A 19,678-nucleotide genomic window follows, 5' to 3' on the forward strand; every position below is an offset into this window, starting at 1 on the left:
CGGTAAATATGCTCGCCAAGGACATTCTACGCATCGTTCTCTATGGAGTCGGGCTCAGCTCGCTTGGGGCGGTGATCTACCTTGCCGGTCCCTTCATTGCTTTCGGCGACTGGCATCCATTGGAAAATCACATCATTCGCCAGATCGCGATTCTGCTGCTCGGCGCCGCAGCGGCAGGTGTCACCGGTCTTCATTTCTTCAGGCGACGCAAGAACGCGAAGGAAATAGCTGACGGCGTCAGCGGTGCGGATCAGGCCGTCAGCGACGAGCCGGTGCTCAAGGAGCGCATGAAGGACGCGCTCGCAACGCTCAAGACCGCGAGCGGCAACAAGTCCGGTTATCTCTACGATCTGCCCTGGTACGTCATCATCGGTCCGCCCGGTGCGGGAAAAACCACAGCGTTGGTGAATTCGGGGCTCAAGTTTCCGCTCGCGCGAGGGGCTACGCCGGCGGCGATCGCCGGGGTCGGCGGCACTCGCTACTGTGACTGGTGGTTCACCGAGGAAGCGGTGCTGATCGATACCGCCGGTCGCTACACGACCCAGGATTCAAACAGCAAGGCCGACAAGGAAAGCTGGCTGTCTTTTCTGGACATCCTGAAAAAGAATCGGTCGCGCCAGCCGATCAACGGTGTTCTCGTCGCAATCAGTCTGGAAGACGTTCTGACGCTGCCGAAGCAGGAACTCGCGCTTCATGCAGATGCCATCAGGATGCGTCTGCTCGAACTGCATCAACGGCTGAAGGTGAGCTTCCCGGTCTACGCTCTGTTCACCAAGGCCGATCTCGTTGCCGGTTTCACCGAATATTTCGCCTATCTCGGCGAGGCTGGCCGGCGCCAGGTCTGGGGCGCCACCTTCCAGACCGCCGACAAGACCCAGAATCTGGTGGGGCAGGTCCCGGGCGAATTCGATCGCCTGCTGGAGCGCCTGAGCGAGGAAACGCTCGACCGTCTCCAGGACGAGCCGACGCCGCAGCACCGGGTGCAGTTGTTCGGCTTCCCGGCGCAGATGGCGCGGCTCAAGCCGCAAATCCACGATTTCCTCAATCAGATTTTTGAGCCGACGCGGTATCACGTGAACGCCAACCTGCGTGGGTTCTATTTCACCTCCGGCACTCAGCAGGGTACGCCGATCGATCAATTGATCGGATCGCTGGCGCGTACGTTCGGCGCGGAGGAAGTCGGTGCCGGATCATACTCCGGAACCGGCAAGAGCTATTTCCTTGCCGATTTGATTTCGAAGGTCATCATCGGCGAGGCCGACTGGGTTTCGACCGACCAAGCTGCGGTGCGCCGTGCCCTGATCCTCAAGATCGCGGCGCTGTCGGTGATAGGTTTGGTAGCGATCGGATTGATCGGTGCTTGGCTGACAAGCTACAAGCGTAACTCCGACCTGATCGAGCAGAGCTTGCAGGCGGACAGGGAGTATGGGGCCGCCGGGGCGCCGCTCATCAAGCAAACGCTGATCGCCGATCACGATCTCGACAAGGTGCTGCCGCTGCTCTATCGACTGCGGAACGCGCCTGCCGGCTACGCATCACGGAATGAGCCGGTTGCGCTCTCGGCGCGCTACGGTCTCAGTCAGCACGCGCGCCTGCTGTCGCCCGCGAAGGCAGCCTATCACACTGCGCTCGAGCGCATGTTCAGGCCTCGCTTGCTGTACCGTTTGGAAGAGCAGCTTAATGCGCGCATCAATGAGCCTGCCTTCGTCTATGAGGCGCTGAAGGTCTACTTGATGCTTGGCGGCCTGCAATCCCCGGACCGGGAGTTGATCCGCTCGTGGATGCGGCGCGACTGGGCGGACAACCTTTATCCCGGCGCGACCAATGCGGAAGGACGGCGTCTGCTCGATGAAAATCTTGTTGCAATGTTCGACCTCGAAACCGAGCAGCCGCCGCTGATTGGGCTTGACGGCCGGCTGATCAAGCAGGCCCAGAATTCGCTGGCGCGCCTCAGCGTGTCGCAACGTGCCTACGAGTTCTTGAAGTCGGAGGCTCGCGGATCGACAGCGGGCGACTGGGTCGTCGGCCGCCGAGGCGGTCCGGACGTAGCAGTTGTGTTCGAAACCACGACCGGGCAGCCCTTGGACAATGTGCGGGTGCCCGAGCTCTTCACTTACAACGGATTCCAGCAGAAGTTCATCGCTCGACTGCCCGGTTTGTCGGAGCGCATGAAGCGGGAGCGATGGGTGTTGGGTGACGCTGGCCAGCAGTCGGCCATTGACCAGCAGTATGACAACCTGGCTGGCGATCTGCTCAGCATCTACTCCAATGATTTTGTAACGGCGTGGCGTGCTGCGCTTGGCAGTCTGCGTCTGAAGAAATTGCTCGCGGACAAGCCGAAATACGAGGTGCTGAGGGCGCTTTCGGCGCCGACCTCGCCGATGCGGCAAATCCTGGAATCGGTGCGTGATGAGACGATGCTGACCAAGGAACGCGCGAAGCCGGCAAGTGCCGGTACGCCGGCGGTGCCGCCTGCGGTGACCACGCCTGCGCTGTTCAACAATGCCCAGGATGGCACGCCGGGTGCGGCGATCGAGTCGCAGTTCAAGCCCTACCATGCGGTGCTCGAAGGGGAGAGCACCCGCCGGCCAATCGACTCGACGATCGCAAATCTCAACGACATCGCGCAGAATCTGACGTTGATGGTCGAGAATCCGCAACTGACGGCGCAAGCAACTGCCGGGCTTCAAACCCAGGTTGCAGCGCTGCGCAACAATGCCTCGCGCATGCCGCCACCATTTTCCGATATGCTGCGGGCGGCAGCTGCGGAGTTCGAAGGCAGCATCGCCGCCTCCACGGCCGGACAGATCCTGCAGTCGTTGCGCGATCAGGTCACGCCGGTCTGTCAGCAGACGGTGACCAACCGCTACCCGTTTGTACGGAGCAGTGGTCAGGAAGTACCGCTGGCAGACTTCGCCAAGCTGTTCAGCCCGAACGGCATCATGGACAAGTTCTTCACGCAATTCCTGGCGCCTTATGCAGACACCTCGCGCTCGGACTGGGTTTGGCGAAAGGAGAGCCCTGTCGGCCGATCGTTCTCGCCCGACACGTTGAAGCAGTTCCAGAATGCCGCCTATATCCGCGATGCCTTTTTCCAGACTGGCGGCGGTGTGCCGGCGGTGTCCTTTGCGATCCGGCCGCCGCCCGCGGCCGGACCGGGCATCACGGTCAAGACTGAGATCGGCGGCACGACGATCACCAGCCCCATTACGCCAGGACCAGCCGCAGCTCCCTCTATGTTTGCCGCGCCGCAACCCGCTGCGCCCTCGCCGCCGCAGAGCAATTCACCGACGACCGTGCTCTGGCCGGGCCCATCGCCGCGGACGGCAATTTCGGTCAGCAACGAGACCGGCTCGCCATCGGTGCTTGAGCGCATCGGCCCCTGGTCATTGTTCCGCATGCTGGAGGCTGGCTCGCTGGTCGCCAAGGCGGAAACCGCCAGCGCCACGTTCATTGTTGCCGGACGTGAGCTCAACTATCAGATTTCGACCGGATCGTTGCGCAATCCGCTAAACCTGTCAGTGCTCCGCGAGTTTCGTTGCCCGACCGGAATATGACCATGCGATGCGGCTTATTCGGCAAGATCGGCGCCAAGCGTGATTTCATCGCGATCGCGACGCCGCGCAGCTTCCTGGAGGTCTGGGAGCCGTGGGTGCAGGCTGCCATCTCCGCGAGCCGCCATCAACTCGGTGCCGCCTGGCAGGGAGCATTCCTGACGGCGCCGGTTTGGCGCTTCTGGCTTGGCGCCGCAATCTGCGGGACCACCGTCGCGGGAGCGATCATGCCGTCGCTTGACGGGGTGGGGCGATACTACCCGTTGACGCTGCATGCGGTATCGGATGGCGCCGACGCACTGCAGCCGCCGCACATCGATCCGCAGGACGAGTGGTTCGGGCAGGTGGAGACGTTCCTGCTATCGACCCTGGACCGGGCCGCAACGTTTGAGCAGATCTCAGATGCGCTGGATCGTCTCGCGTTCCCACGTCTGCGGACGCTGGGGACCGATGGATCGCCAATCGTGACGATGAATGACGCGATGCTGGGAATGGTTTCGACGGTCGATGGGTTTGGCGAGTCATTCGGCACGCTCTGCGGCGCCAACCCGCAAGTCTATGCCGCGGCCAGTTTTTGGTGGACCGCCGGCGGCGAAGGGTTCTCGCCGATCGCACTGTGTTGCCGCGGATTGCCGGATCCATTTCACTATTCCACGCTGCTGACCGGCAACGTTGGCCGCGCGGTATCCGGGACGGGATGACGAGCGATGGTACACGTCCCATCCCTGTTCGATGTCGGTAGCGTCACTCATGCTGGACGGGTGCGGGCGCGGAACGAGGATTCTTGCCTGGTAAGAACCGACATCGGCCTATGGGCCGTCGCTGACGGCATGGGCGGTCATGAGGCGGGCGATCTTGCCAGCCTCATCGTGGTACAGTCGCTTGATGCGATCGCCGCGCCTGCCTCCGCGGCGGACCTGTTGGCGCAGTGCGAGGCGCGTCTGTTTAGCGCCAACCAGCAGATTTTGGCACTCAGCCAGGCAAGGCAGGGTGCCACTGTCGGGACCACAACGGCGGTCTTGCTGGTACGCGACGGCCATTATGCCTGCATTTGGGCGGGAGACAGCCGGGTGTACCTGATCAACCATCGCGGCATTACACAGGTGTCGCATGATCATAGCGAGTTGGAGGAACTGATCGCCGGCGGTGCTCTATCGCGCGAAGAGGTCCAGGATTGGCCGAACAATGCCATCACCCGGGCTGTCGGCGTTGTCGCCGACCCTGAGTTCGAGGTGGTGACCGGTCCGGCCGAACCGGAAGACGTCTTCGTGATTTGCAGCGACGGTTTGACCCGACACGTGCAGGATGACGAGATTCAGCAGCACGCGGCCACTCGCCTTGCGCAGACAGCCTGCGACGACATGCTTGCGCTTGCGCTCGATCGCGGCGGGCTCGACAACGTGACGATCGTGATCGTGCGGCTGCTCGCGCCACGATCCTCAGAGCCCACGAGGACGCCGTTCGATCGGGAGCCGCGATCATGACCGCGAACGATCCGTTTCGATCGTCCTACCGCGGTGTGCCGGCCGGCACCCGGCTCAACGGCATTTACGAGATCGAAGCGATGATCGGGGCAGGCGGCATGGGGGAAGTCTACCGATGCCGCGAGATCCAGACCGGATCGCCAGTTGCCGTCAAGATGTTGTTGCCCGACATGGTCGACAACGAGGCGGCACTTGCGCTGTTCCGCCGGGAGGCGGCAGCACTTCACAACCTTCCGCATGAAGCGATCGTTCGCTACTTCCTGTTCACGGTCGAACCCGTGCTGCAGCGCCCGTATCTCGCGATGGAATTCGTGAATGGGCGGTCGCTGTCGAACATGCTCGACGATGGGCCGCTGACCTTCGAAGCGCTGATCAAGTTGATGCAGCGTGTCGCATCGGGCCTGCAGGCCGCTCACGAACACGGCATTGTCCATCGCGACGTCTCACCCGACAACATCATCGTGCCGCTCGACGATGTCAGGCGAGCGAAGATCATTGACTTTGGTATCGCTCGGTCCACCCAGATGGGTGACAAGACCATTATTGGCTCCGGCTTCGCCGGCAAGGACAATTACGCTTCGCCGGAACAGGTCGGCTTGTACGGCAATGATGTCACCGCGAAGTCCGATGTCTACAGCTTTGGTCTCGTGCTGTTCCATGCCTTGACCGGACAGAAGCTCGATATGGGTGGAAGCCAGTTTCAACTGGTCGAGAAACGTCGGCGTGCGCCCGATCTCGGCGCAGTGGATCTGCGTATCAGGCCCCTGCTCGAGAGGATGCTGCAGCCAGACCCGGCCTTGCGCCCTACCATGGCGGAGGTCGCCAACTGGGCGCCGGCGGGTTCGGTTCAGCCGTCCGCCGCGCCACTCTACGGCTTCGATCCATTGGGGAAGCCGGAAGCCGGGACGTCTCCGCAGCAGGAGCGGGCGCCATCGACCCCACGGAACTCTCGCGGAGTCTGGCTCGGCGCCAGCGTCGCGGCGCTGCTGCTTCTGCTGGGGGGCGGTGGGTATAGCTTCTATAAATTTGTCTGGTCGACATCGGGCGTAGCGGCCTTGCCGCCACCTCCGAGACTCGCCGCGACGCCCGCGCCGCCGAGGATTGAACCTGCTCTGCCACAGCCAGCACGTCAGGAGCCGGTGAAGCTGCCGTCTCAGCCGACGGTGACGCCGTCTTCGTCGCCCGATGGGCCGGGTCGAGCCGAGCGCATCCGCAAATATGTCGCCCAGTATGTCGGCGGCGACTGCTTCTTCATCCTGCCTGTTGCCGTGAGTTCTAGCGCAGCCGTCATCGAAGGCTTCGGCGCTTCGACCGCGCCGTTCGATACCTTCGACAAGGCGTTTCGAAAGGAACAGGGATTTGAGGCCTCGGTCGGCGTCAGGCAGGTGAATCAGGCCCAATGTCCGGCCGTCAAATTCCTGAGCCAGGTCGGAAGCGACCAAGCGCGTGCCCCGCGCATCAACCTGTCCGCGACGGAGCTGAAGGCCGGCGAGACCCTCAATGGGACTGTGGAGAATTTTGCCAACCGGGTGGTGGAACTGCTCATGGTCTCGGATCGCGGCGAGGTGCGGAGCCTGTCCTATCTCCTGAAGCCGGGCATCGACTCGCTTTCCTTTGCCCTGCCGATGGAGCGGACGACCGGCCCGCAACTGCTGCTGGTCGTCGCGGCCCCGCGGGTTCTGGATTCGTTGCGCCAGCCGCGACCGATGGCTGCCGACACATTCTTCCTGCAGGCGACGAGCGAAGCTCAGCGTGGCAACGTGACCATCACTGCGGCCGCGCGCTATGTAATGCTCACGGATTAAGCTGCTCTTCAGAACTTGCCGATCATCAAGATCTTCAGGTCGGCATCCGGCGTGAAGTTGCTTGCCGTGAATTGATGCGAGTTATTGGCGGCAGACGGCTTGAGACGGCCGAGACAAAAACTGACCAAATGGTCGTCGCTTCCGGGATCGATCGTCAACCTGAAGGACCGGATTGGACCCGCCCAGTTCGCACCCGTCTTGAGCACGTAGGAAATACGCCGCTCCTGCAGCATTGCGGTGTTCGCCTGGCCGCTATCTGTGCGCTTGTCCAATTCGGCAAGGAACGCATCCGTAATGCAATAGTCTCGCTTGTATCGCTCGACCTCGGGACCCAGCGCTGCGCTGCGACGCAGACCCGAGCGCAGGACCGTGTCAGGGCTGGAGCCGACGCTCGGGCGGTATTGATGTTCGACGATGACGGTACGCGCCGCAGGAAACACTTGCTCGCGAACGGCCGAAGTCTTGGTTATCCAGCCAGGCATGTATTGCTGGCGACCGTTGTCGTTCATGCCGGCAGGCATAAGAAGGCCGCCATCGATCAGCTTGGTTCGGGTTGCCACGGGCAGGTCGGCGATCCGGATATCCCGATCGCCGAGCGGCAGCAAAGGCAGCTTAAATTGACGGAGGAGGGCGGTCACATCCTTGCTGCCGACCATGGCGCGCTGGTCGATGGTCAGCGGCACCGCGTTGCCGTCGATCTTGGTCTCGAACTCGACGAAGTTGACCGGATTGCTCGATGGAAAAGCGATGTTCTCGGCTTCGGACAAATCGATGTCGGGCAGCGGAAAGGCGACAGTGAGGGCAACCGGCTTGCTCGTCTGGTTGACGAATTGGTAGCGAACGCTGACCCTGTCCAACCCGATACGAAGCTCCTCGCTCGCCATGGCCACATCCTTCGTGCGAACGAATTGCAGCCCGCCGATGGACAATTCCACCGCGGAGTCGTTCGCCTGCGCGGGCCAACCGGTTGCGGCCAACAGGGCGATCATCAGGGCTTGCGATCTCAATGATGGCCCGCTTAACGCTCCATTTGCCATGCCGGCCTCCATGTGGCGCCGCAGCGTGGGATCAATCGATCGCCTGGTAAAGATCTCCCCATTCCGGCTTCCAGACGCCATCCGGGTCGCAAACCACGATCGCGAGCTTCATGTCATTGGCGAGACGGATCGCGCCGCGAAAGGCATCCTGGGCAGGTAGTTGGGAGCTGACCTGGTCGCCGCTCAAGCGTCCCCCGCTTGCGGCGGCTGGCAATACAATTGACCCGGAGGCGCCCCCGTCGTCGCGCCTCAAGACTAGAGTGATCGCGTCGGGCTGGATTTCGCTGACTTGCTCAAATCTATTTCTGGCCATGATTTTGCACTGCAAGCTGAAGGAATTAGAACTATCACCGTCCAGTGAGAGAGTTGAACGGGATTGGGGTTGCTCGTCACTAATTGATGCTGCACTAGCGTAGTTTTGGATTAGTCGGACTGACGCTGCATTCGGTTCGGTTACATTGAGGCGGATATGCTTCGTCGATCTAGCAGGATCTGGCTCTCTATCGTCGGCGCGATCATCGTTACTAGCGGGGCAAGGGCCGACGATGCCGTCGTGCGAAGCTTTGCCAGCGGTTCGGCTGCATCCATGGTCGGGATCGTCCCGGCCGGCCAGGACGTCGAACTCGCAGGCCCGCAAGCGCTCACCGCGGACGGACAGGGAAACCTGTTTGTGCTTGATCAGATCAACGGCCGCATTCTGCAGTTCGACCCTAAACAGCCAAACGCGGCTCCTGACATCCTGAAGATGCCAAGCGATGTCCAGCCTACCGACCTCGTCGTTCGTAATGACGACATCATGGTTTGGGACGGAGGCGTGAGGATGCTGAAGGCAGCACCAGGACAGTCCACCCGCGGGCTCGGCGGAGACGTGATTCAGCTGGAGGAAGTCTCATCCCGCGGAACGGACGACCAGGTTGCCATTTCGGCCTTCGCACAGATGGGCTCGCAGGCGTTGAGCAGTCCGACCGACTTGCTCGATCAGAATACGCGTGCGGCTATCGTGAGGACGACGCGGCAGCCCGACCGGCAGTATATCGCCTCGCGCAGCAAGGGATCGGTGATCGCCGATATCATTCCCGACAAAGGGAATAACAGCGTTCGGGTGGAAATCCAGACCATGGTCTCCAACGAGACCATAGGTCAGCTCGGCCTGCGCGTCCGCAACCAGCTCGGCACCGTGGAGTTTCTTGAGATCGACAACAGTGACCGCTTCTATGTGCTGGCCGAGGACATTCCTCCATCGGGCAAGAATGCCACCACATTCGTGGCACGCTATGCCGCGAACGGACGCCTTGAGGGCATCTACGAGTTACCGCTGGAGAACACGCCGTTGACCCGCCGGTTCGTCACCATCTCGGGCGACGGCGATGTCTATTTTCTGCGCACCAAGTCGGAAGGTGTTGAGGTGGTTGGTGTCGGCTTCCGGCCACTGGGGAAAGTGTCCGTCATTGACGTCAGGCCGTCGCGCACGGAGGCCGCGCCGGCGGCGCAGCCGGATTTCAAGTTCAACGCGACCGCCGCCGTACGGCCGTCCAATCGCCAGCAGGCGATCGAGACGGCCTTCGCCTTTGAGGGCATTCAGTGGAAGCTGACACCGGCGAACTACGGCAGCGATCCCGACAGCCAATGCTCCGGTTTCAGCCGGATTCGCCGGCCGTGGTATCTGCAGGGCAAGGTAAACCAGGAAGTGCGGGGCGTGCCCTATTGCTGGGGTTGCCATGGTTCGCTCGCGAATTTCCGGCAGCGAATCGAAAGCGGGACGCTTGCGGGCAATGTCTGCACCCGCAACGAGCCGCGGCCGGATGTGGCCGGCGTCGACTGTTCGGCATTCGTCAGCGCCACGTGGGGACTTTCCGTCCACTACACGACCGCCGCCATTCCCGCGATCGCCGCACCCGTGACCAACCCCTGGGACCTCAAGCCTGGTGACGCCCTGAACAAGCCGGGTTCCCACGTGATGTTGTTCCTGCGGTTCACGCCGGATCGCAAGGCGGAGGTCATGGAATCCTCGACGGGCGGCTGCAACGGTCGCGTCTGCCGCAACGTCTATCCGCTGGCAAGCCTGCTGGCGCGCGGCTACGTTCCGGTGCGCTTTCGCGCCTTCGCAGATGATCAGACGACTGTTTCGGCGAACGCCTATCAGGAGACCGAGGCGCCGGCAGGCCGCAAGACAGCGAACAAACGGCGCTGAACCTGGAGTCTCGCCAAGGCTACAGATGAACATGGATTGCTGCCTGCGGGCTGGTTTCTGGAGGTCCGGACGGCAGCCTGCCGCTCTACCTTACCGGTGTGGCTCGAGGGCAGACCCGCTTGATATCGAGGTGGATCACGATGCGAAGGCTCAGGGGCTTTGATCACAAGACGGGTTGGCTGTGTGCCGCCATCCTGCTCGCTACGTTGGTCGGCTTGCCACTCGAGCGCGCGCATGCGGCGGGAGAACTGTCGATAAGTAACCCGGACGGTGCGGCCCTCCGGGCGCTCGTCATCGGCATCGACGACTACCAGCATGTCCGCAAATTGAAGGGCGCGGTCGCCGACGCCAACGACATCGTGTCCAGCCTGAAGACCATGGGCGTCAGCGATGTGGTTGAGCTGACCAATGCACAGGCCGATAGGGCAAGCGTGCTGCGTGAGATCAGCTCACTGGTGGAGCGGACAAGGAGCAACGACCTCATCTTCCTGTCGATCGCAGGTCACGGCACGCAGGAGCCGGAGCGCGTCAAGGGCTCCGAACCGGACGGAATGGAGAACGTGTTCCTGCTGCCCGATTTTGCTACCACGCCGGCCGGATCGGCCGAGCGGATTCTGGGAAGCGAATTCAACCACTTCATCCGGCAATTCGAATTGCGCGGCGCAAAGGTGATCTTCGTTGCGGATACCTGCCACGGCGGCGGAATGGTGCGCGATATCGATCCGCGTGCGGCGGAGATGAGCTTTCGACAGGTGCCGCGCTACACACTGCTGGTTGATGAATTGAAGCCAGTGTCGAACAGCGACGACCCGAAGTCCGAACTCGATCTCGACCACACTGCGTTCATCGCCGCGGTCGATCGTTACACTAAGGCGCCGGAAGTGCGGATTCCCGGGATCGATGGCTTGCGCGGCGCTTTGAGTTATGCCGTTGCGCGAGCCGTGGAGGGCAACGCGGACATCAATCATGATGGAAAAGTGACGCTGAAAGAGCTTTTCAGCAATGTTCGGCAGGTGGTCTATCAGTTGTCCGACCAACGTCAGAACATCGTGACGGTATCGTCGCCGGCGCAGATGCCGGAGACCGAGGTCGCCTTCGAATTGACGCGCGGCGTAGTGCTGATCCAAGGCGCGGCCGCGAGAACTGCTCCCGGTCAGGTTCCTGCCGTCCCGCCTGTCGAGAAGCAAACCCCAGCGCCGCCAGCCGTTGCGGCCGCTTCGCAAACCGCTGCGGTCGGCGTCGCCGCGACCGGCTCGGCCGCGCCCGGTGCCGCGCTGCCGCCCTTCCGTCTCGTATCACCGATCCGTTTGGCGGCGCTTGACGGCAAGATCAGCTATTTCACGAACGTCAAACCGCAGGACGCCAGTGTGCAGGCCGTTCAACCAACTGATAATCCCGACCTGATCTGGGACCCCGTGTCGCATGACGTAATCGCGTGGGGCGATGTCGTCGCTTATGGTGTTGACGTTGACGGCTTGACGACGGTGGTCAACAGAACTGCGGCAATTCGGGAGCTCAAGCGCATGGCGACGCAGTCGCCGCAGGCGATGCGTATTTGGCCGGATGATCGACAGCAGCGCAGCGGCCAGACCGTCGAGGTCGAATTGTCCGACGTCGGTTCGCGGGCGGTGCTGCTGTTCAACGTGTCCGGAGATGGAACTATCCAAATGCTGTATCCGGTGGGTTCCGATGCCGCGCTTGCCCGATCAGCAAATCTGCGGCTGCCTCTTCGGGTAGGCGAGCCGTTCGGTGCCGAGCAGATCGTTGCGGTGACTTCGCAACAGCGGATGGTTGATCTGGAGAGGGTCTTGATGCAGCTCAACCGGCGCCGCGCTTCGGGGCAGATGATCAAGAGTCTGGAGCGCTATCTGCCGGCGGACGCGCGGATCGCGTCTATCGGCTTGTTCAGCGTTCCCTGACAATACTGTGACTGCAGGTCATGTCGTCAGCGAGGCTGGTTTTCCAAAAGCAATCATGGCTCGCGCTGGTGCTCTCGCTGGCGGGAAGCGGGATCGCGAGCGCCGCGCCGTTGCCATCGGCATTTCCATCTGCTGCGAGAGATACTCCATTGCTCTGGCATGTACAGGCGCCCCGCGGCTCGGCAAACGCTGCCAGCGTGTCGCTTGAAATCCTGCCGGGTCCAACTGTTAACATCGGCGGCAAGGTGTCATTCGGCGTAACCGCCAAAAAGCCTGGCTATCTGATACTCGTGGATGTTGATGCGGAAGGGCGGATGTCCCAGATATTTCCAACTGCCGAGCTATTGGCGCAGTCGATCGAACGGGACATGAATCGTGTGAAGCCTGGTGTCCAATTTATTGTTCCGACTCCTGCAGCACAGCAACGTGGATTTGAGTATGTCGTCGCGCCGCCGGCCGGGTCCGCTGTGATCGTTGCGATCCTGAGCGAGCGACGTGTGCAATTGCTTGATTTGCCAGACATTCAACGCAAGATTCAGGGGCCGGCCGATACGTTGAGCTATCTGTCGGATTGGACACGTCAGCTGCGTGTAACGGACAGCGGCAGCGGAAAGCTGGTGCCGAACAATTGGTCGTTCGACATCAAATCATACTCTATCAAGTAGGCAAGCGTTCGCGTTGTTACGGCTTACTCGGGCGGTTGAGGAGTGGCCCGTCCAAGGTCCTGCGGCTTTGGCTCTGTTGCCGCCAGCATTGTCAATTGCGGAGGAGACGGCGGCCCGTACACGAGCTCGAGCGCGCCGCCGTGCATGCTGTCCTAGTTGCAGACTTCAACATTGCCAGTACCGCCGCCGGGACCCCCGCCGCCACGGTAATCGAGATGACAGCCGTGACGGACCGGGCGGCATAGATAAGCGTCACACACGATCTGGCCGCTGCCACCAGCGGGCCTAGCGGTCGCTTGCTTTCGCTTGGGGAAATCGGCTGGCGGCTCGGAGCTGTCGCGTACCGGACGATCCGCGCGCGGCGGGCGCTCATCCATGTTGCGCTTCGCCAGCGGCTTTTTCCCGCGGCGCTTCTCGCATTCGTTATCGTCGTTCAGAAACGAGCCCTCGGCACAAGTGATCTTGCGGCACTGATCGCCGTCCGCTTTATAGCCGCGCTCGCAGATCAACGGGCAAACCCGGGCCGGTTTCAGCTTGATTGCATCGAGCGCATCGAGGCTTGCAAGCTTGACATCAAATTTGGTCCCGGCGTGCCGGTTGAACAGGCTCAGGGAGCGACGCGAGGCTGCGTTCCACTCACCGTCGATGGAGCCTGTGAAACAGCCGACCCGGCTCAATTCGCTCTGGACTGATTTGGCAAGATCCTCCTGCGGCGGTGCCGCGTTCAAGGCGGCAACCTTCGCTCCCTCGCTATTCTGGGATGGGGCGGCGATTGCAAGATTGTCCGCCTTGGCGCCGTCGATTACGGGGGCATTCGGGGAAAGCATGGCGACCGTTGAGGATTGCGATGCAGTCCGCTTCCGTTCGGCCTCGATCGCTTGTTCCTGCGCAATCTGCTTTGACCTTTCCGCCGCGATACGGGCATCCTCCGCGGCCTTGAAATCTGCGGCCGCTTTTTCCTGTTCGGCTCGCTGGGCACCTTCGGACGCAAGCCGAGCTTTCTGCTGCTCCGCTTCCTGCGCTTTCTTGGTCGCGATAACGCGCGCGTCTTCGGCGTCGATTTGATTGAGCTGAAGCTTGGCCAGATCTGCGTAAAATCCGTCGGGATGCTGGGCGAGGAACGCGTTCATAGCGGCCTTGTTGCCGAGTTGCAGGGCCAATTCGTAGTCACGACGAATCTCCGACGAGGCGTTAGCCGGCGGCGGTGGCACCGGCTCCTCTGCCTTTGGTACGAGCGCGACGTCTTCGCCGCCCAGCGAACCATAAACATATGGCTCCTGTCGATTACCGGTAGCCTGCAAGACATCATCGCGAACGAAGCCGAAAGCCCGACGCAAGTCGAGTCCCGGCTTTGCGATATACTTGACCAACGCTGTCGCGTAAGGACTGTTCTTGCTGTTGCCGTCGAGTGCGGTCAGTCCGGCTTTGGCCGCAAATGCGATCAGCGTATTGGATACTGCGGGTTCCACCCGGGCGAGCCCGCGGCTGATCGCGCGCGAAGCGAGGGTCCGTTTCATCGTGTCGGCGAATGGATTGTTGCGACAAGCGTCAACGATCACGACGCGCAGTTGCTTCGCGGGCTCAATTGCTAGTAGGATGCGATCGAGCGAGAAGGCCTCGTCATAGATATCAGTGTCGCGCTCAAGTCTGGCATCCGTCGGAATCAGATAGTTCGTCCCGTCGATCTCGATTCCGTGACCTGCATAGTAGACGACGGCGATGTCGGCATCGCGAGCTTGATCGGCGAAATCCCTCAGTGCCCGCCGCATGTCGCTCGAGGTCAGGTTGAGACGAGACTCCACCAAATCGAACCCGGCGTTCTTCAGGGTCGCGGCGATAGCGGTGGCATCATTGGCAGGATTCGGAAGTAAGGGCGCATTTTGATAGCTCGAATTTCCGACTACCAAAGCCACGCGCTTCGTTGCCCACGCAGGCTGCGAAGCAAGAAGAGCTAAAGCGGCGAGAAGAACAAGAACTCTGAAGTGGGTGTACAAGCTCATGGCCACTGTCCAAAATCGCCCGAACTAGTTCTATCGAAGTTGGCCCCGGACAAACTCGGTCGCGTCAAGCTCTGCGAGCGTGGGAAGGCCTTCTCCAGTACAAGTACCAATCTTAGGTTCAATCCATTCCTAGTATTGTCGTTCAGGGTGGCGAAGACGTTCAACCGCACACGGAAGAGTGTAAGACCACGATTCTGCCTGCCCGATGCGGGGGTGAAAAGGAAGCTATTGAAATAGTTATAGTTTCTGCTTCGGCCGTTAGCCCAGTGGCTGGCTGTGCTGGCGTCAGATGCGGTTCGCCAGCGAAGTTCCATCCCCTTGGTAGCGAAGCCCAACTTAAGTGCGCATCAGCCATCTAGACCAAAGTGGATCAACGTCGGTCTCATCCTATCTATCCATGCGCTCGCGTCCGGCATACACGGCCGCTGAGTTTGAGAGAATGGCGCTGCGGGGGCGCGTGAGAATGATGGCAACCCGCTGCCCTAGGATGGCCGTTCAACGAAGGCGACGGCTTTGTTGCTATAAGTCCATATCGCACCGTCGCGTTTGCTAATCCCGAGAAACGCGGTCTTTGTACCGGCATATTTCATGTCCATGTTGCCGCCGTCGATGCCATAGGCCCAAGGGTCGAGGCACAGAAACTCTGTGACTTTGTCGTCGGCTCCTGCAGTGCGGTGGCCGACGATGCCGACATAGTGGGCACCGCCGAGTGAGGCTCGTACCGGCACCTTGTTTTCGAGGTTCTTGATTGTCCAATCCACCGCTTTGCCGGGATCGCGACCCGCGCTCACCTGGTCGCGAGCCGTCGGTTCGACCATTTTCCAGCCCATGTAGCGGACGAATACGATCTTGAGGATCGAACCGCACCAATATTCATTGTTCACTGCCTTCAGGAAGCCGGCATTGTTCTGGTTCCACGGCAGCTTGCTCTTCTTGTAGTTTTCCATCGACTCGTCCGCGGTCGCCAGCAGAACGGGACGGGTGTTAAGCGGCTCGTCCACCAACATTTCATAAACGCGATGGCGGTTGTCCAATTCGTCGCCGGGGTCTTGGTTGCTGTAGAACTTGCGATAGGCGGCGGGCGCCTTGGCCGCGGTCGTGACGCTGTGGAAATAGTGCCAGATCAGGTCGGTTTTCCACGAGGGGTCGCGGGTATGGGCGTCGGACATGGAGACCCTCCATCTACTGCTGCGGCGGCTTTGCGACCTCTTGCAGCGGCGGTCAGACGAGGCGCGCTGAAAGATTCGTCCCTGCTCGATTGACAACGGTTGGCCTTGTAGCAGTGTGTCAGATTGCCGCAGCCATGAACATACTGAGCCGTTTTGGCGGGGATGAAGTCCCGGGTCTCGGCAGCATCATCGGGCGCCTGAGCTCGAATTGGAGCTGATACGATCGCCGAGAAATGGCAGCTCGTCTAGTCGGAGGTCAATGCAGTTTCCTGCGGGCATGACCAATGAGACCGGCGTGCCGGTGGACTCCGGAACTCATCCCGACCGCTGCCAAAATGCGGGTTTAGGCGGCCAATCTGAGTCCAGTATTTTTGCGCGCGGCCGAGATTTGGTGGGTATCGTCCGGGTAAATCCTGTTACCGGCTCGCAGCGTAGCCATTCCGACAACGCGAAATTGTGTAAGGGGTTCAATCGCCTGCAAGGCTGCAAAATGTCGGAAGTGTTGTTATGCACGTTTGGGAATTCGGCGACTTCGAGTCAGGGCGTACTGCTGGACGCCTTTCCAGTCGAGAAGCAAGGCGTTGCGATGACGCTGTTCGGCCTGGCTGCGCTTTTGGAGCCGGTCGTTGGTGCGACCCTAGGCGGCTGGATCACGGACAGCAATTCGTGGCGATGGTGTTCTACATCAAAGTCCCCCTCGGCCTTCTGGCATTTGGTGCCTGTTATGCCCTGCTGCGGGACCCCGAATACCTCATTAAAGAGCGTTTGGAGTAGAGGAAGCAGCCGTTGCGTTTTGACGGACTCGGTCTCTCATTGCTGGTGATCGTCATGGTCTCTTGGGAGGTGATGCTCAACAAGTGATTGGCTAAGCGATCCGCTCTGGCGTGTGCAAACGCTGACGACTTTTTTCTTCTTCGGTCTGATGGTTCGCCGCAGCGATCACATCGTGACGATTGAGCGCGGACGCGTGGTCGAGCAGGGCTCTCACCAAGATCTTCTCCGGGCAGGAGGACGGTATGCGAGCCTCCACAGTCTGCTGGCTGGCCTAGATGAAATCGCCTGACGTCATTCTCAAGATGGACTCGAACGTGGTGCCGCTGCGCCCGCGCTTCGAGCGCCGCGCGGACTACGAGTTCTTGCCGGGAGCCCTTGAGGTTCTTGAGACACCCATGTCACCACTTGGTCGGGCCGTCGCAGCGTTGATCGCTTTGTTCTTCCTAGTAGCGCTCGCCTGGTCCTACCTTGGGCACGTCGACATTATTGCGTCGGCGACCGGTAAGACCATTCCAACTGGTAAATCGAAGGTCATCCAGCCGCTAGAGCCTGGCATTGTGTCAGCTATCCACGTGCAGGACGGCGACCACGTCAGGGCGGGCGACCCATGGGCCGGATCATAGCGATGCCCGAGCTAAGTCCGAGGTAGGCCTGCGACGACAAGCGGTTATGCGGCTTAGATCCGCGAATGGAAGATTGATCGACCGTCGCCATCGTCGTTCTGCTCCCGACCTGACAGTATCGCCTTGCAATAGTTGTCACCGCCGCACCTCCGGTGCGGTGACGGGTGCTCCGCGACTTTTTACTTGAAAAAGGACATGGAATGGGCGCTGCCCCTCGCGCGCGCCAGGGTAAAGCGCCGGCTGGCGCCTGCGCCGCCCCGAGCGGTCTCCCCGGTCTTCCGCGCTTTCGTAGCTCGTTCGGTCTCTCGAACAACTCGCACACGCTTGTGCAGACCCGCTCTGGCGAGCGGCCCTTGCGGGCGGGCGATTCCCCTCCGCCCGGGTCGCCCTGGCACTTTGCCGTGCTGTCATGGCAGAGGCTGGAGGATCTCCCGCAGGCGGTGGGCGCAACCTGGCTCGACCGTCAGCTTGTCGCCAAGAGGCGCGAGGCGATGGGGCCGAGCGGAATGGGTGCTGAGGTCGAGGCTGCCATGCGGGCGAGACGGCAATGGCTGATCGAGCAGGGGCTTGCGCGCGAGCAGGATGGTCAGGTGCGCTATGCGCGGGACCTGTTGCGGACGCTTGAGGCGCGTGAACTTGGACGGGCAGTCGCCGATATTGCGGCGCGAACGGGACTTGAGCATCTTGACGTCAAGAGCGGCGACAGTCTCACTGGTGTCTACCGGCGCATGCTGACGCTGAATACCGGCCGCTATGCGCTGATCGAGCGGTCCCATGACTTCGCACTGGTGCCCTGGCGGCCGGTGTTGGAGAGGGACGTGGGCAGTTGGTCACCGGTAGCGTGGGCGGTGAGGGCATATCCTGGTCGATCGGCATCAAGCGCGGGATCGGGCGCTAGCTCCGGACACTGGGCTGCCGGCGGGAGCCAGCTCATTTCTCCGGCGGGGCGGTTCGCGCAAAGCTCTCGCAATCGAGCGCAACGTTGTGACTCTTGATGATTATACTATGTCCGCGAGAATAGCAGAACTCGCGGTGGAGGACTCCGCGTTAAGGACCGCTGGTTGCCCGGGTGGACATCGCCGGGAAGGCTGGACGGTCCAAGGGATGCGCTTGCCGCAACCAACAGCATTCAAGCAACCAGCGAATAGCTTGTACTTCGGCCCCCGCCCTCGTCCTTGGCGAGAATGCCCTGATCAACGAGGTCCTGAATGTCGCGCAAGGCAGTGTCGGGCGAACACTTTTCTATCTTTGCCCACTTGCTCGATGTCAGCTTGCCCTCGAACCCGTCCAGCAGGCGGTTCAACATATCGCGCTGCCGTTCATTGATCCGGGCTGTCGCATGCCGTTTCCAGAAGTCGGCTTTTTCAAGCACAGCTGCGAGAATGGTCTCAGCTCCAGTGAAGGCGCGGTCGAGGCAGCCCAGGAACCATTCGAGCCACGGCGTGACGTTGAGGTCGCCCTTCTGGGTGCTCTCCAGCATGTCATAGTAGGTGTTCCGCTCGCTGCGTATCTGGGCCGACATGCTGTAGAAGCGCTGCGGAATTCCTTCAGAGCGGGCAAGGGACATGTCGGCGATGGCGCGCGCGATTCGTCCATTGCCATCCTCGAAGGGATGGATCGTCACGAACCACAGATGCGCGATCGCGGCCTTGATGACGGGATCAATCTTCTCCTCGGTGTTGTACCACTCCAGGAACGCGGTCATTTCAGCATCGAGCTTTTCGGCGGTCGGCGCCTCGCAATGGACGTGCTCACGACCATAATCGCCCGAGATAACCTGCATCGGTCCCGCCGACACATCTCGCCAGGCTCCCACCGTGATCTTCTTCAGGTTGCTGCGGCCCGTTGGGAAGAGTGAGGCCTGCCAGCCGAAGAGCCTCTCCGTGGTGAGCTCGGCTTTGAATTTCTGAGTGGCGTCGAGCATCATCTCGACAACACCTTCGACGTTGCGGTCTGCCGACGGCAAGGCGCCCGCGTCCATGCCAAGGCGACGCGCCAGCGAAGAGCGCACCGCATCCTTGTCGAGTTTCTCTCCCTCGATTTCGCTGGACTTGAGGACTTCTTCGGTCAGGGTAGTCAGGACAGCTTCTTCCTGCTGTGCAAGACCCAGGGTCTGCATCCGCCCTATGAGCTGGCCTTGCCGAAGCCGGACAGCCGCGAGCAGCTTCGCCAAGGCATCGACATCCCAGGAAAAGTGAGGCCAATCAGGCAGTTGGTGGATATATCCTGGCATTCTCCGCATTCCTTGCGGAGAATATGGAGACCATTCTCCGCATCCGCAAGGGAATTCGCCGCGACTTATGCGGAGAATAGGTGGCTGTTTCCCTGCCTCTAGCCCGTCTTATTCATGATTGCCGGGCGGGGCAGCTGGAACATTTCCGGTCGGGGTGAAGGCGCGCGCGAACGCTTCGGCTTTTTCGCCGCTTTTCGACCCGACTTCGTGAACGCGTTGGAGGA

At 61.1% G+C, this 19,678-nt stretch carries 15 protein-coding genes; 9 read left to right on the forward strand and 6 right to left on the reverse strand.

All coding sequences use genetic code 11. The features are described from left to right. Nucleotides 1-8 precede the first annotated feature (8 nt). From tssM to AC066Y_RS27700, 4 genes are read left to right on the forward strand one after another with little or no spacing between them, the layout of a single operon-like run. Entirely contained in the window at nt 9-3,557 is a 3,549-nt protein-coding gene (tssM, locus tag AC066Y_RS27685; RefSeq protein ID WP_478276635.1) for a type VI secretion system membrane subunit TssM, read from the forward strand. Beyond that, complete coding sequence (gene tagF / locus AC066Y_RS27690) at nt 3,554-4,255, forward strand: type VI secretion system-associated protein TagF (protein ID WP_478276636.1); 702 nt, start codon at nt 3,554-3,556, stop codon at nt 4,253-4,255. Before tssM ends, tagF begins: the two co-directional genes overlap by 4 nt. Before the next feature lie 6 nt (nt 4,256-4,261). Then, nucleotides 4,262-5,038 (forward strand): PP2C family protein-serine/threonine phosphatase, encoded by a 777-nt coding sequence (locus AC066Y_RS27695; RefSeq protein ID WP_478276637.1) that lies wholly within the window; start codon nt 4,262-4,264, stop codon nt 5,036-5,038. Then, nucleotides 5,035-6,843 carry a serine/threonine-protein kinase gene (locus AC066Y_RS27700; protein WP_478276638.1) on the forward strand — a complete coding sequence of 603 codons (1,809 nt, stop codon included), beginning with the start codon at nt 5,035-5,037 and terminating at the stop codon, nt 6,841-6,843. The genes AC066Y_RS27695 and AC066Y_RS27700 overlap by 4 nt, the downstream gene beginning before the upstream one ends. Nucleotides 6,844-6,851: 8 nt before the next feature. Here AC066Y_RS27700 and AC066Y_RS27705 read toward each other — a convergent pair whose 3' ends face one another. Both AC066Y_RS27705 and AC066Y_RS27710 read right to left on the reverse strand, forming a co-directional pair. Continuing rightward, the gene (locus tag AC066Y_RS27705; protein ID WP_478276639.1) at nt 6,852-7,880 is read right to left on the reverse strand and encodes a DUF4424 domain-containing protein; all 1,029 of its coding nucleotides are present in this window, start codon (nt 7,878-7,880) and stop codon (nt 6,852-6,854) included. A 31-nt stretch (nt 7,881-7,911) separates the two neighbouring features. Next, nucleotides 7,912-8,067, reverse strand: a complete 156-nt coding sequence (locus AC066Y_RS27710; protein ID WP_456655166.1) for a hypothetical protein — start codon at nt 8,065-8,067, stop codon at nt 7,912-7,914. A gap of 282 nt (nt 8,068-8,349) precedes the next feature. On the opposite strand from AC066Y_RS27710, the gene AC066Y_RS27715 reads away from it, so the two are divergent. The 3 genes from AC066Y_RS27715 (at nt 8,350) to AC066Y_RS27725 (ending at nt 12,655) form a co-directional block, all read left to right on the forward strand. After that, nucleotides 8,350-10,071: a hypothetical protein gene (locus AC066Y_RS27715; RefSeq protein WP_478276640.1), complete on the forward strand. Its 1,722-nt coding sequence runs from the start codon at nt 8,350-8,352 to the stop codon at nt 10,069-10,071. A gap of 140 nt (nt 10,072-10,211) precedes the next feature. Continuing rightward, nucleotides 10,212-11,990: a caspase family protein gene (locus AC066Y_RS27720; RefSeq protein ID WP_478276641.1), complete on the forward strand. Its 1,779-nt coding sequence runs from the start codon at nt 10,212-10,214 to the stop codon at nt 11,988-11,990. A gap of 20 nt (nt 11,991-12,010) precedes the next feature. After that, entirely contained in the window at nt 12,011-12,655 is a 645-nt protein-coding gene (locus AC066Y_RS27725) for a DUF4384 domain-containing protein (RefSeq protein WP_478276642.1), read from the forward strand. A gap of 152 nt (nt 12,656-12,807) precedes the next feature. Here AC066Y_RS27725 and AC066Y_RS27730 read toward each other — a convergent pair whose 3' ends face one another. From AC066Y_RS27730 to AC066Y_RS27740, 3 genes are all read right to left on the reverse strand, one after another. Beyond that, entirely contained in the window at nt 12,808-14,655 is a 1,848-nt protein-coding gene (locus AC066Y_RS27730) for a caspase family protein (RefSeq protein ID WP_478276643.1), read from the reverse strand. A gap of 482 nt (nt 14,656-15,137) precedes the next feature. Further along, complete coding sequence (locus AC066Y_RS27735; RefSeq protein WP_478276644.1) at nt 15,138-15,824, reverse strand: hypothetical protein; 687 nt, start codon at nt 15,822-15,824, stop codon at nt 15,138-15,140. Nucleotides 15,825-16,689: 865 nt separating this feature from the next. After that, nucleotides 16,690-16,812 carry a hypothetical protein gene (locus AC066Y_RS27740; RefSeq protein WP_478276645.1) on the reverse strand — a complete coding sequence of 41 codons (123 nt, stop codon included), beginning with the start codon at nt 16,810-16,812 and terminating at the stop codon, nt 16,690-16,692. 61 nt (nt 16,813-16,873) lie between these two features. Here AC066Y_RS27740 and AC066Y_RS27745 point away from each other — a divergent pair, with 61 nt between their 5' ends. Both AC066Y_RS27745 and AC066Y_RS27750 read left to right on the forward strand, forming a co-directional pair. Beyond that, nucleotides 16,874-17,221 (forward strand): hypothetical protein, encoded by a 348-nt coding sequence (locus AC066Y_RS27745; protein WP_478276646.1) that lies wholly within the window; start codon nt 16,874-16,876, stop codon nt 17,219-17,221. Between the two features lie 200 nt (nt 17,222-17,421). Next, the gene (locus AC066Y_RS27750; RefSeq protein WP_478276647.1) at nt 17,422-18,216 is read left to right on the forward strand and encodes a DUF3363 domain-containing protein; all 795 of its coding nucleotides are present in this window, start codon (nt 17,422-17,424) and stop codon (nt 18,214-18,216) included. A gap of 134 nt (nt 18,217-18,350) precedes the next feature. On the opposite strand, the gene AC066Y_RS27755 is transcribed toward AC066Y_RS27750, so the two are convergent. Continuing rightward, the gene (locus tag AC066Y_RS27755) at nt 18,351-19,454 is read right to left on the reverse strand and encodes a Fic family protein (protein WP_478276648.1); all 1,104 of its coding nucleotides are present in this window, start codon (nt 19,452-19,454) and stop codon (nt 18,351-18,353) included. Nucleotides 19,455-19,678: the final 224 nt, after the last annotated feature.

It is taken from the genome of Bradyrhizobium sp. USDA3010, assembly GCF_056429065.1.